This is a genomic window from uncultured Brachyspira sp. (assembly GCF_944393015.1).
Classification (GTDB): domain Bacteria; phylum Spirochaetota; class Brachyspiria; order Brachyspirales; family Brachyspiraceae; genus Brachyspira.
Window position 1 is genome coordinate 1 of record NZ_CALXYQ010000008.1, and the last position, 13,564, is coordinate 13,564.

At 24.5% G+C, this 13,564-nt stretch carries 10 protein-coding genes; 4 read left to right on the forward strand and 6 right to left on the reverse strand.

Features of this window, described 5'->3' with window-relative positions; all coding sequences use genetic code 11:
• The first annotated feature begins 201 nt into the window (after positions 1-201).
• From Q0K19_RS04420 to Q0K19_RS04430, 3 genes are all read left to right on the forward strand, one after another.
• Positions 202-3,204, forward strand: coding sequence for a YidC/Oxa1 family membrane protein insertase (locus tag Q0K19_RS04420; RefSeq protein ID WP_297245734.1), 3,003 nt, complete (start codon positions 202-204; stop codon positions 3,202-3,204).
• A gap of 135 nt (positions 3,205-3,339) precedes the next feature.
• Complete coding sequence (locus tag Q0K19_RS04425; protein ID WP_297245736.1) at positions 3,340-4,968, forward strand: GldG family protein; 1,629 nt, start codon at positions 3,340-3,342, stop codon at positions 4,966-4,968.
• 35 nt (positions 4,969-5,003) lie between these two features.
• The gene (locus tag Q0K19_RS04430) at positions 5,004-6,284 is read left to right on the forward strand and encodes a lipopolysaccharide biosynthesis protein (RefSeq protein WP_297245738.1); all 1,281 of its coding nucleotides are present in this window, start codon (positions 5,004-5,006) and stop codon (positions 6,282-6,284) included.
• Positions 6,285-6,330: 46 nt separating this feature from the next.
• On the opposite strand, the gene Q0K19_RS04435 is transcribed toward Q0K19_RS04430, so the two are convergent.
• The 6 genes from Q0K19_RS04435 to Q0K19_RS04460 all read right to left on the reverse strand — a co-directional run bounded on the left by Q0K19_RS04435 (position 6,331) and on the right by Q0K19_RS04460 (position 11,503).
• Positions 6,331-7,005, reverse strand: coding sequence for an ankyrin repeat domain-containing protein (locus tag Q0K19_RS04435; RefSeq protein ID WP_297245739.1), 675 nt, complete (start codon positions 7,003-7,005; stop codon positions 6,331-6,333).
• Positions 7,006-7,228: 223 nt separating this feature from the next.
• Positions 7,229-7,927, reverse strand: a complete 699-nt coding sequence (locus Q0K19_RS04440; RefSeq protein ID WP_297245741.1) for an ankyrin repeat domain-containing protein — start codon at positions 7,925-7,927, stop codon at positions 7,229-7,231.
• A gap of 233 nt (positions 7,928-8,160) precedes the next feature.
• Positions 8,161-8,859: an ankyrin repeat domain-containing protein gene (locus tag Q0K19_RS04445; RefSeq protein WP_297245743.1), complete on the reverse strand. Its 699-nt coding sequence runs from the start codon at positions 8,857-8,859 to the stop codon at positions 8,161-8,163.
• A 295-nt stretch (positions 8,860-9,154) separates the two neighbouring features.
• The gene (locus tag Q0K19_RS04450; protein ID WP_014487929.1) at positions 9,155-9,790 is read right to left on the reverse strand and encodes a Crp/Fnr family transcriptional regulator; all 636 of its coding nucleotides are present in this window, start codon (positions 9,788-9,790) and stop codon (positions 9,155-9,157) included.
• Positions 9,791-9,815: 25 nt separating this feature from the next.
• Positions 9,816-10,802 carry a tetratricopeptide repeat protein gene (locus Q0K19_RS04455; RefSeq protein WP_297245746.1) on the reverse strand — a complete coding sequence of 329 codons (987 nt, stop codon included), beginning with the start codon at positions 10,800-10,802 and terminating at the stop codon, positions 9,816-9,818.
• 113 nt (positions 10,803-10,915) lie between these two features.
• The gene (locus tag Q0K19_RS04460) at positions 10,916-11,503 is read right to left on the reverse strand and encodes a pyridoxamine 5'-phosphate oxidase family protein (RefSeq protein ID WP_297245748.1); all 588 of its coding nucleotides are present in this window, start codon (positions 11,501-11,503) and stop codon (positions 10,916-10,918) included.
• Positions 11,504-11,641: 138 nt separating this feature from the next.
• Between Q0K19_RS04460 and nadE the strand changes: the two genes are divergently transcribed.
• Positions 11,642-13,534, forward strand: coding sequence for an NAD(+) synthase (gene nadE, locus Q0K19_RS04465; protein WP_297245750.1), 1,893 nt, complete (start codon positions 11,642-11,644; stop codon positions 13,532-13,534).
• Positions 13,535-13,564 lie beyond the last annotated feature (30 nt).

Sequence of the window (13,564 nt, forward strand, 5' to 3'; positions counted from 1 at the left end):
GTCAACAGTCAACAGTCAACAGTCAACAGTCAACAGTCAACAGTCAACAGTCAACAGTCAACAGTCAACAGTCAACAGTCAACAGTCAACAGTCAACAGTCAACAGTCAACACATAACACATAAATTATGTTTTTTATATAAATTATCATCTTATCATAAGAATCACAAACTCGAAGAAAATAATTTCCTGGGGTATTGTGATGTTTTTTGATATTCTTTACAATATAACAATATATCCAATAGAATTTATTATAGAAATATTATTTTATTTATTTAATAACGTATTTAAATCAAATTATGGTGTAAGTTTATTTTTACTTAGTTTATGTATAAATTTTTTATCCTTACCTTTATATAATATAGCAGAATCTTGGCAAGCTAAAGAAAGAACTATTCAAGATAAAATGAAGCCAATGATAGATAATATCAAGGCAGTATATAAAGGAGATCAAAGATATTTATTAATAAGAGCTTGTCAAAGGATAAATGGATACAAAACAATATATGCTTTTAGAGGTACTTTAGGACTTTTAATACAAATACCATTTTTTATGGCAGCTTATAATTTTGTGCATAGTTTATCTGGTTTGAATGGAGTTCCTTTCTTATTTATAAAAGATTTATCTAAACCAGATGCTTTAATTCATGTCGGAAATATTAGTATAAATTTACTTCCATTTGTAATGACTTTATTTAGTTTATTGGCTGGTTTTGTTTATTCTAAAAAGTTAAAGTTTAAAGAAAGTTTGCCTTTATATATTGTATCATTGATATTTTTAGTATTGCTATATAATTCACCTTCAGGGCTTTTATTTTATTGGACTATTAACTGTTTATTTTCTTTAATTAAGAATATTATAATGGAGTATAAATTATATAATATATTTGTGATTAATAGGTATAAGATACTAAAAGGTTATAATATATTTTTTATAATAATTACAGTATTATTTATATTACTTATTTCATTGGCTGGAATAGAAAGGAAAGCATATTTATCAGATTTTAATTTTCTTTTTATAAAAGATAATAATTATTTATATTCAGCTAAAGTTAAATATTACAGCAAAATTTTTAAAAGCAGCGATATATTTGAATTTAATGGTAATGTTAAGAAACTTACAAAACATATAAAAAGAATAGAATTTAATGGACCTAATACAAAAAATGCTATTTTAGAATTAGATTCTGATATAAATAATATAAAAGAAAATGTGGATATATATTATAATTTAAAACCTAAATCATATTCTATTAACATATATACATTTTTATTAATATTGACTTTTATAATAAATATAGGATATATCTATAAATATATTTTTAATGATAAAAATATTAATGATTTTTTTATTATTTATAGAGATAAATTGTTATTTTTATCTTGTTTATTAATATTTTTGCTTTCAGGATTATTTATTCCTACATCTTTGATAGGAGCTTCTCCTCAGGAATTTTCTAATCCGTTTTATTTGATATTAAATAACTTATCTATGAGTTTTGGATTATTTTTATTTTATCCTTTATTTATATATTTATTGTTTTCAGAAAAAATTAAAAATTATCTGACATTATTATCGGTGTTTGCAGTTTTTACTGTGTTAATAAATGTATTTATATTAACGGGAAATTATTTGAATATCAATGCAGATTTAATATTTGATGATAGTATGTTGCTTATATCATCTTTTAAAGATATATTATTGATGATAATATTAATACTATTATCTAGTATGCTAGTTATTTTTATCTTAAAAAAGAAAAAAAACTTTATACTTATAAATATTTATTCTATAATATTAATAGTATTTATATTTATATCAGTATTTAACGTTTATACAATTATTAAATCTCATAAAAATATTGTAAAAAATAATGCTTTATATAACAATAATGAAGATATAAAAATATTTAATTTATCTAAAACAGGTGAAAATATATTTGTTTTTATATTAGATAGAGCAATAAACTCTTATTGGACAGATGCTTTAGAAAGATATCCTAAATATAAAGAAAAATTAGACGGATTTATTATTTATCCAAATACAGTATCATTTTCTGATTTTACAACAACTATAGCTTCTTTACTTGGAGGATATGATTATTTACCTTATGAATTAAGTACAAACGCTAATTACAGTATTAAAGATAAGCATAATGAAGCTCTTTTGATGCTGCCTTTATCATTAGAAAAATATGGATATAAAACATCTATATTAGAACCAGTATATGCTAATTTTAAAAATATTCCTGATTTAAGTATTTTTCAAAATTACACAAATATAAACGCTTATAATAATATTATTATTGATAATTATAGCATTTCTAATTATTTAAATAATAATAATCTTGATATTAGTTATTCGGATATTAATGAACATAATAAAGTAAATCAAAAATATAGATTTATAAGGTTTTCCATATTTAAAATGCTACCTATAAATTTGAGATATGATTTTTATAGAAATGGAAGTTGGTTTAATTTTGATGATTTTATTGTTAATTCTAGTATATATACTTATGCTATTTTATCAAATACTAAAAATTTTATTAATATAAAAGAAGAAGGAAATTATTATAATATACTTCATAATATGCTGACACATGAACCTATGTTTGTTTCTTCAGACTATTTACCTTATTCAAAAGTGAAAAACATTAAAGATGAAGATTTATTATTTTATAAAAATGAAGTTAGTGTAAGACATTTTTATGCTAATGTAGCATCTATGAATATCTTAATTGAATTTATACAATATCTAAAGGAAAATAATGTATATGATAATACCAAAATTATACTTGTTTCAGATCATGGAAGAGATGTTAATACAACAGTATTTGAAGATAAATTGAAATTTGTTTCTTGGTATAATGCTTTATTAATTTATAAAGATTTTAATAGCAGAGGAAACATACAAATAGATACAAACTTTATGACTATAGCTGATGTGCCATATATTGCTGTAAAGCATATACCAAATATAAAAAACATATTTAACAATAATATTATAACTAATAGCTATAAAACAAATGGTATTGATATAATACAATTAAATAGCTTTGACATTACCAAACAATTTTACAATCGTTATAATTTTAATGTATTTTATAATGTTAGAGATAATATATTTGATATAAATAATTGGAAAAAATTTGAAATAGATTGGGAAACTAAAGAATCCAAAGAAATAGAATTAAAATAAATAAAGTAAGTATATAAACTGTCGATAATATTTCAGAATAAGTGTAACTAAACATAACTATTGAAATTTATCGTTAATTATATATAATACTTATTCAAATTAATTGAAATTTTACAAATAATGGATTTTTACTAAATGTCAAATAAGAAATTTAATTTAAAAATAGCTACATTAGCATCTTGGGTATTATTATTTTTTGCTTGGATTTTCTTTTATGCAGTAACCCAAACTCCTACTCCAGTTTTTTGGGCAGTATTAGCATTGACTTCTATAATAACTATTACTACATTAATAGTAGATAGAAAACAGATAGTATCTTTTTTAAAGATGCGATTCGTACATAAAGCTTTTTTTGGAATATTATCATTAATAATAATTCTTGCTATACTTGTAGGATTATATATTATAAGTATAAATTTCCCTATAAGATTTGACTTGACACAAAATAAATCATACACAGTATCTCAGCAAACTATGGATGTTTTATCAAGAATAGATAGTCCTCTTTCTATAGTGGTATTGAGATCGCCTAGTACAGATCCAACTTCAGCAGATTGGAGAGCTGATTTATTATTAGAACAATATAAAAGAATAAATAAACATATAAGTGTTGAATATATTAACCCTATAGAAAAACCTTCCGCTAAAAGTAAATATCAAATGACTCAAGTTGGAGAAATAGTATTTACTTATGGGCAAGGAAAACAAGTAAGAGTATACAGAAAAGATTTAACAACTCAGTCAAAAGTAACTTCTGATCCTTTATTTGTTGGAGAGGAAAAATTTACACAATCTATATATACTTTGCTTGATACAGAATCTTATACTGTATATTTCACAGTAGGACATGGTGAAAGACAAATACAAGACAGAGGCGGTGAAGGTTTATCTTATGTTAAAACTTATTTAGAAAATGAAAATTATAAAGTAAAAGAATTGAATATAATACTTGAAAATATTCCAACAGATGCATCATTAATAGTAATAGCTGCACCTGTGGAAACATTCAGCGATTTTGAAATAGACAAATTAAATAATTATGTAAAAACAGGCGGAAAACTTCTTGTTTTATATGATAGCTTTATGGATAGAAGTAAATTTAACAGCAATTTAGGAAACTTCTTATCTGATTGGGGATTTAAAACTAAAAATGACTATATAATAGATACTGCTTCAAGCGTAGTTATACCTGTTAATATAGTACCTCAATATACTTCTCACCCAATAACTCAAACATTAAAAGAAGGAAATGTGTTTGCTTGTTTGGTTGTTGCAAGAAGTATATTAAGCGGTGAAAATAAATACAATGGAAGTTTTGAAAATATAATTACAACTACACCTCAAGGTTACGGAAAAGAAGAAGCTACTTTCGATTTATCAAGAGCTAGATTCAATCCTAGAACAGATGTACCAGGACCTGTTCCTTTGGCTATAAGCGGTACTTATGAAATAGAAGGAAGAAAAGACCCTGCAAGAATTGTAGTATTTGGAGATGCTACATTTGCTTTGAATGCATACATCAATCCTGAACAAGGTCAGTCTGTAGATATTGCTTTTGCTGGAAATAAAGACTTATTTATGAATACTGTTGCTTATCTATTAGAAGCAAGACAGAAAATCACAATAAGACCTAAAGAAGCAAGCATTAAAAACCTTACTCTTACAACAACTCAAACTAATTTTATTAGATATGTTGCTCAAATAGGTTTACCTTGTTTATTCGGTATACTTGGTATATTAATATGGTTCTTAAGAAGAAGATAATTATTACAATAAGAGATTGCATAAGTTAATATAATATGAATAATATCAAAAATCTATACAAAAAATATTCATATTATATCAACTATGCTTTATTAGTTTTTATAAATGGCATTGCCAGCGTATTAAATTATGTATCTTCTATATATGTAAATAGAAGTTTATCAATATCTGATTTTGCCCACTATAATGGTATAATCAATATATATTCAATAATAGTTTTAACAGTTTCAAGTTTCAGTTATTATATTATGCATCATTATAAAGATGATGAAGATGCTAAAAGTTATTGGGCTTATGGCTACATTATAGCTTTTATAATATCTTTATTGTATATATTATCAATACCATTAATAGATATACTCTTTAATATAAAAAGCTACTCTTCACTTTTTATAATATCTATTGGAATATTCGCAACAATTTTAGGTATAGTTTCTCAATCCATATTAAAAATAAATAATTATATAGCCTATGATTATACAGCGAGTTTAATAGCAATATTTATAGCTAAAATTTTATTATTAGCTTATTTCATTATCACAGGATTAACATTATTCAAATCTATAATAACAGTTACTTTATTCTGCGTTCTTTATTTAATAATAAATTTAATAGAATTAAAAAAAGTAAATCTCCCCTACTTTATACCATTAAATAAAATAAAATTATATTTATCTAAACAAAATTTATCAGTATTTTTAAATTATATAATACATATTGTAATAATAAATTTTATATTCAATTGGATATCATTAAGCGATGTATTAATGGCAAACAGATATTTGGATAAAACAAGTGCAGGCTACTACTCTACTATATCATTAATAATAAAAATGTTTTTCTATATAGGTACTCCTGTTGCATCAGTTATGTTTTCTTATATTTTAATAGCTAAAAAGGATAATAATAAAAATAAAGAAAGAAAGATAGTTTATTATTCTATTGCTCTTTTTGTATTCGCATCTATTTGTCTGTCAGCATTTTTGATTATATTTGCAAAACAAATAGTATTAATACAATTTACAAATAGATATGAAGCCATTATTCCATTGATTCCACAGGCTGTAATATTTGGATTTTCCTTAGGCTTTACAGTTATTGCCTTCAATTACGGACTTGCTTATAAACTATTTGCACCATTTTATGGATACTTGATTATATTTGCTTATGTATATTTCTCATTAAGAAACGGACTTAGAACATTTGAAAATTTTATGTTCATAATGAAAATATTTTTTATAGCATTACTTATATATAATATATTAATCATATTAATACATAGAATAATATTAAGAACTAATGAAAAACTAAAATAAAAATAGTAATTTAAAAATATTATAAAGCTAGTTATAAAAATTATTTTTAGAATCTGCCGCCTTTGTCAGAAATCAACTTCGTTATTTTACTATTATTTTTAGTTATTGCATAATATAATGCTGTGTTTCCATCTTTATCTTTAGCATTAAGATCAGCTCCAGCTTCTATAAATAACTCAGCTACTTCTGTATCTACATTAAATGTCAAAGGAGTAAAATCTTTTAAATATAATCCATCTGTCTTGAATGATACTTTTGTATTTACATCAGATTTTTTTTCTATAAGCATTTTTGATAAATCTGTTTTCTCACGTTGTATAGCATGTATTAAAGCTGTAAATCCAGAATTGTCTTTTATATTAACATTAGCACCTTTTTCTATTAGTATTTCTGATATTTCATATCGCTTATAAAGAATAGATAAGATTAAAGGTGTAGCACCGCTTTCTTTCTCTTTTCTATTGAGATCAGCACCTTTTTCTATTAACAGCTTTGCAATTTCATCTTGCTCATAAATAATAGATAAAATCAAAGGTGTAGCACCATCTACAATATCTAAATTTACATTAGCTTTTTTATTATTTAAAAAAGCTAAAACTTTTTCTTTATTACCATTCACTATATATGATACAAATTCTTTTTCATCTTTACTAAGCTCTGGATACAAAGTATTAAAACTAAATAAAGTACACAATACTGCCATTAATACAATTTTTCTCATATAAACCTCTTTTAAAATATTTTACAAAAAAGATATGTTAATTATATTATTTTGTCAAGTATATACTTCATTAGGGTATATAATTTCACGATGCTAACATTTAATTATTTAGTTTATTTTATGTATATTAGAAATATTTATATATTTAACTTTTTAATGATTTACAAATAAAAAATCTCTATCAGCTTTAACTAATAAATATTTTAACACTACATATTCTTTATTATTTAGCACCTTTGGTTATAAGTAACTCTTCTATTTTAGTATTGTTTTTTTCTTTCGCATAATATAATGCAGTTTTTCCGCTTTTATCTTTAGCATTGATATCAGCTCCGGATTCTATCAATAACTTAACTATTTCAGAATTATCAGTAAAAATAAACCATATTAAAGGTGTAATATTTTCTAATTTTATATTTTCTCCAGCATCTTGAAAAGAGAATTTAATATTAATGTCTGCACTAGAATTTATTAATGATTGAGCTACTTCTTTATTTTCATTAAGTATTAAAGGAGTAACATTTTTCATATATACTCCATTTTCATTTAATGATACTTTTGTATTTACATCAGCTTTTTTTTCTATAAGTATTTTTGATACTTTTGTTCTATTATAAATTATAGAATATATTAAAGCTGTGAATCCTGAATTGTCTTTGATATTAAGATTTGCACCTTTTTCTATAAGCATTTTTGCTATTTCATCTTGCTTAAAAATAATAGAAAATATTAATGGTGTCGCACTATTTTTTATTATAGCATTTATATTAATTTTTTTATTATCTATAAAATTTGAAACTTCTTCAATATCACCAGATGCTATATACGATAAAAATAGGGCTTCATTTTCAGAGTTTGCCGGATACAGAGCATTAAAACTAAATAAAGTATACAATACTGCCATTAATACAATTTTTTTCATATAAACCTCTTTTTTTAAAATATTTTAATATATATATTATTATTTTCTCAATTTTATATTTATTAGTTATTATTTAGGCAATACAGAATTTATATTTAATTACTATATTGCCTACACTATTGAATTATATAACAACTAATAAAAATTATTTATGAACTTTTTAAAGTGATAAATAAGTAGTTGTCAGCTAGCTATCTTTCAGCAAGTTTATCGCTATAAATAATAATAGATTATTAATTAGCATTTTTTGCTATAAGTAACTCTTCTATTTTAGTATTGTTTTTTTCTTTTGCATAATCTAATGCTGTTTTTCCGCTTTTATCTTTAGCATTGATATCAGCTCCGGATTCTATCAATAACTCAGCTATTTCAGTATTATCATTCAAAATAAACCACATTAAAGGTGTAGCATTTTCTAATTTTATATCTTGTCCAGGATATTTTGCAGTCAATTTTATATTAATATCAGCACCAGCACTTATTAATGATTGAGCTACTTCTTTATCTTCATTAAGTATTAAAGGAGTAAAATTTTTCATATATATTCCATTTTCATTTAATGAAAGCTTTATATTTACATCAGCTTTTTTTTCTATAAGCATTTTTGATACTTCTGTTCTATTTTTCATTATAGAATGTATTAAAGCTGTAAATCCTGACTTATCTTTGATATTAAGATTTGCACCTTTTTCTATAAGCATTTTTGCTATTTTATCTTGCTTATAAACAATAGATAATATTAATGGTGTCATACCATCATCTAATTTGGCATTTATATTGATTTTTTTATCATCTATATAATTTGAAACTTCTTCAATATTACCAGATCCTATATACAAGAAGAACTGTGCTTCTGTTTCTTCGTTTGCCGGATACAAAGCATTAAAACTAAATAAAGTATACAATACTGCCATTAATACAATTTTTTTCATATAAACCTCTTTTGTAAAAATATTTTATAATAAAAAATATATATATTAATTATATTATTTTGTCAATATGAATATTTTAAAATAAAGAATAAAGAGAATCATCATATATTTTAACTTCATAATATTGTGAATTATTACACTATTAATATGCCTTTTTAGATGAATATAGTTGAATAATTAATGAAAAATAAATATTTTTTACATGATTATAATGTTATTGATAAAATAAAAGCTGATAACCAAAATAATCAGTCATCAGCTAATTTATTCAATCATATAGTAAAATTATTTACTATTATGATTTCTTTCTCTTTAAATCGATTTGTCTTTGAATTTCTTTTAAGTTTTTAACATATATGGTATTAGTTCTTATATCTATTTTACCTGTTTTTACCAATGTATTTAAAACTTTTTGTACATCAACTACTTTTACACCGCACCAATTTGCTATATCATTTATAGTGGCATTTAGTTCCTGAGGTTCATAATAATGATCTCTAGGTATATTTTGAAGCTCTGCCAAAAGTAAAAGACAGTCATATACTCTCAAGTCAGTTTCATTTAATTGAAGTATTAAAAGTCTTCTTTTAGCATCAAATATTCTTTTAGCAAAAGTTTTTGAAAGTTTCAAAGCCATAACTGTATTATTAGCCAATATGCTTTGGAAGTTTTCTTTTCTCAACTCTAAAAGCACAGTAGGTTCATTTGCTATAGCCGATGCACTTCTTGTAGTATCTTCTAATATAGCCATTTCACCGAAAAACTCACCAGCATAAACTATGTCTAATAATTTTTCAACATCTTTTATAACTTTTGTAATTTTTACTGAACCGCTTTGAACTAAATAGAATTTATCACCTTTTTCATATTCCAGAAATATAACATCATCAGTATTATATTTTTTTGTATGAGAACTTAAATTATTATCCATATTTGTTCCTTAATTTCTTTTTATATTACAGTCTTGAAATACTTGCATTTGCTTCCTTTGAAAAATTATCCATAGGAGGCATTGAAATAACTTTTTGATAATATGCTTTTGCTTTAGTTTTATTTCCGCTGCCCTCACAGCTTTTAGCTAAAAATAGTATAGCCTCTTTAACATTTTGAGATTTAGGATATTTTTTTATTGCTGACAACAATACAGTAGAAGCATTATCATATTTGTTTATATTATAATAACATTTGCCCATATAAAATATAGAATTCTCAGCAATAGCAGTATCAGGACTTTTAATTAAATTATTGAATGCTTTTAATGAGTTAACATAATCATTATTATTATATAACTCAACAGCCTTATTGTATGCAGGGTCATTAATTGCTGCTTTAGCCTGAGTTTTTGAAGCTGAAGCAGGAGCATTTGAAACAGGAGGTGCTATATCACTATCATCTGTGATATCTAATTCTTCTTTACATTCTTCGATTTTCTCTTTTACAGTATTATAAAATGCGGAATCTTCATCTGCATATTGTATATATCTTTTATAAGCATATAGAGCATTTCTATACTTTTTATTCTTGAAGTAGAATTCCCCTATTCCATATAATCCCTCTAAAGGATCCTGTCCTTCTTCGCTTATATCATTTTCAACAAGTTCTCTTACTCTTTTATTTATTCTTCTAAGCTGATTTGAAAATACCTTAAGCATTTTTATGATTATAGGTTTATTTTTTTCAATCAAACTTTCAAATTCTTCATAAGTAATGATAATAACAACACAATCTGTTAAGCACTGAACCGTATCTTCCTGCGGATAAGTACCAAGTATACTTTTTACCCCAAAAAACTCGCCTATATTAATAAGTTCCCTAGTTTCATAACCTGTTTCTTCTGATAAAAAGATACTTTGAGCCTGACCTTGTTTCAAGATATAAACTCTGTCTGAGGTGTCGCCTGTAAAATATACTATAGAACCTGCTTTATATACTCTTGTTTGCATTAACTTTTTTCCTCAACTAATAATTTAATTATATCTAAAGTTTTTTAGAATAAAAAAAGATTATTTTATTTTTTTATTCTATCACTTATAATACTTTTTTCAAGTTATTTTTTTCATTTTCTTAGTTTATTTATCATATCTACAGTTTCAATATCAATATCTTCAGACCTTGTATTTAGATCATCTATTATAATTGTAATTTCTTCATCTTGCATATTCTGACCGAATTTGGCTTTTGCTGTGAGATTTTCAATTTTTATAACGCCTATAAGCATATTATTTTGTGCATAATCAAACATCTTATTGTCTATAGACAGATTATAATTATTAGGTTCGTATTTTTTTACTATTTCATATAAAATTTCTTTTCTTCTTGATATATCATCTATAGTTTCAAATTTACCTTCTATAAAAACAGAAAAGAAAAACTGTGTCGGTATCATTTTACCATTTAAAAATTCAGACGGTATATATGAATATGGTTTTGAAGCACTAAAAGAAACTTTAGGATTATTCTTTAGAATTTCATATTTCCTACCTGCCATAGCTCCATGAAAATATATTTCGTTATTTTTATAGCAGAAACTTATAGGAACAGCATAAGGTATATCATCAGGCAAAGCCATAACACCAAATTCTATACTATTAAGCATACTGTATATTTCTTCTTTATCTTCAAATATAAAATCTTTTCTTCTCATATACCAATGTATAACCTTTCTAATTATAAATTATAACTGTAGACTAAATCAATAAATTTTATTATAATATATATAACGGTTTATTATATTTTTTCTTTATAATTTAATTAATATAAATACATTTGGAGTTCGTTTAATATGAAAATAGCTGTTTCTCAATTAGAGATAATACCATCTATGCCTTGCGATAATACTGTAAGAATAATAAGTTTTATAAGCAAAGCTAAAAAAGAAAATGCTGATATAGTAATATTTCCGGAATTATGCGTTTCAGGTTATATGATTGGGGATATGTTTGAAAGCGAAGGATTCATAAAAGAATGTGAGGAACTTGGAGAAGAAATAATAAAATCTTCAAATGGAATATATGTTATTTTTGGAAATATTGCATCTGATAAGAATAAAAAGAATTTCGATGGAAGAATAAGAAAATATAATGCTATGTTTGTAGCTAAAGACGGTAAATTAATACATAATAATACAACTGAATACCCTTTTATAATAAAATCATTACTACCCAATTATAAAGAATTTGAAGATCCAAGACATTTTTTCAGCTTAAAAGACTTGGCTTTTGAGAATAATGCTGATATAAAAGATTATTTAAAACCTTTAGAAATAGAATGTAATGGAGAAAAGATAAAATTAGGACTTACTATATGTGAGGATGCATGGAGTAAGAATTATACATTTTCTCCTATGGATATTATAAATTCTAACAAAGATGTAGATTTATTTATCAATATATCAAGTTCACCATATACTTTAGTTAAAGATGCTAAAAGACATAGTATGTATGGAGAAATTGCAAGTAAACATAATACTCCACTTGTATATATTAATAATGTAGGAATACAAAATAATGGAAAAACAGTGTATACATTTGACGGCAGAAGTTCTGTTTATGATAATAAAGGTAATTTACTATTAACAGGAAAAAGATATGAAGAAGATTTGTATTTTATTGATATAGATGTAAAAAATAAAGAATTTGGAAAAACTATAGAGATAAAAGAAGAAAATGAATATAAATTGATATATGAAACTGTTATTTATGGAATAAGAAAATTTATGAAATCTATAGGAATAAACAAGGTTGTTATAGGCGTATCTGGAGGTATTGATTCTGCATTATCATCTGCAATGTATGTAAATGCCATTGGAAAAGATAATGTTTTACTTGTTAATATGCCTAGTAAGTTCAATTCTGATACAACTAAAAACCTTGCAAAGACTTTATCTGATAATTTAGGCTGTGCTTATATGGTAGTACCTATACAGGAATCTGTAGATTATACTGTAAAACAATTAGAAACCTCCCCTATTATAAAAGACGGTAAGGAAGATCACCTAAAATTATCATCATTTGTTATAGAGAATATACAGGCAAGAGATAGGTCATCAAGAGTATTATCCGCTATAGCTGCTAGTTTCGGCGGTGTATTTACATGCAATGCCAATAAAACAGAAACTATGGTTGGATATTCAACTATGTATGGAGATGGTGCAGGATTTTTTGCTTGTTTGGCTGATTTATGGAAATATCAGATATACGGACTTGCTAATTATGTTAACAGAGAAGTATTTAAAAAGGAAATTATTCCTGAAGGCACTATAAACATTGTACCTAGTGCTGAACTTTCAACTGCTCAGGCTGTAGATGAAGGTAAAGGCGATCCTATAAAATATGATTATCATGATTATTTATTCAAATTTTTAATGGAATCTTGGAACAGAGCTATATTAGAAGATATACTAGAACTCTATATAGAAGGAAATTTGGAAGAAAAAATAGGATGTCAAAAAGGAACATTAAAAAAATATTTTAAAAGCGGTGCTGAATTTGTAGATGATTTAGAAAGATGGTGGAAACAGTACATGGGAATGGGTATATCTAAAAGAATACAAGCTCCTCCAATACTTGCAGTAAGCAGAAGAAGTTTTGGATTCGGAAATAGAGAGTCGCAAAATAGAATATATTATACTGCAAAATACTTGAATTTGAAAAATAAAATTTTTGAAATTAATTAAAAAAACTTTAATTAAATATATTTTTACTGT

Coding starts and splice junctions, on each gene's coding strand:
- Q0K19_RS04420 (WP_297245734.1), top strand. CDS start 202: ATGTTTTTTGATATTCTTTACAATATAACAATATATCCAATAGAATTT.
- Q0K19_RS04460 (WP_297245748.1), bottom strand. CDS start 11,503: ATGAGAAGAAAAGATTTTATATTTGAAGATAAAGAAGAAATATACAGT.
- Q0K19_RS04430 (WP_297245738.1), top strand. CDS start 5,004: ATGAATAATATCAAAAATCTATACAAAAAATATTCATATTATATCAAC.
- nadE (WP_297245750.1), top strand. CDS start 11,642: ATGAAAATAGCTGTTTCTCAATTAGAGATAATACCATCTATGCCTTGC.
- Q0K19_RS04425 (WP_297245736.1), top strand. CDS start 3,340: ATGTCAAATAAGAAATTTAATTTAAAAATAGCTACATTAGCATCTTGG.
- Q0K19_RS04455 (WP_297245746.1), bottom strand. CDS start 10,802: ATGCAAACAAGAGTATATAAAGCAGGTTCTATAGTATATTTTACAGGC.
- Q0K19_RS04440 (WP_297245741.1), bottom strand. CDS start 7,927: ATGAAAAAAATTGTATTAATGGCAGTATTGTATACTTTATTTAGTTTT.
- Q0K19_RS04450 (WP_014487929.1), bottom strand. CDS start 9,790: ATGGATAATAATTTAAGTTCTCATACAAAAAAATATAATACTGATGAT.
- Q0K19_RS04435 (WP_297245739.1), bottom strand. CDS start 7,005: ATGAGAAAAATTGTATTAATGGCAGTATTGTGTACTTTATTTAGTTTT.
- Q0K19_RS04445 (WP_297245743.1), bottom strand. CDS start 8,859: ATGAAAAAAATTGTATTAATGGCAGTATTGTATACTTTATTTAGTTTT.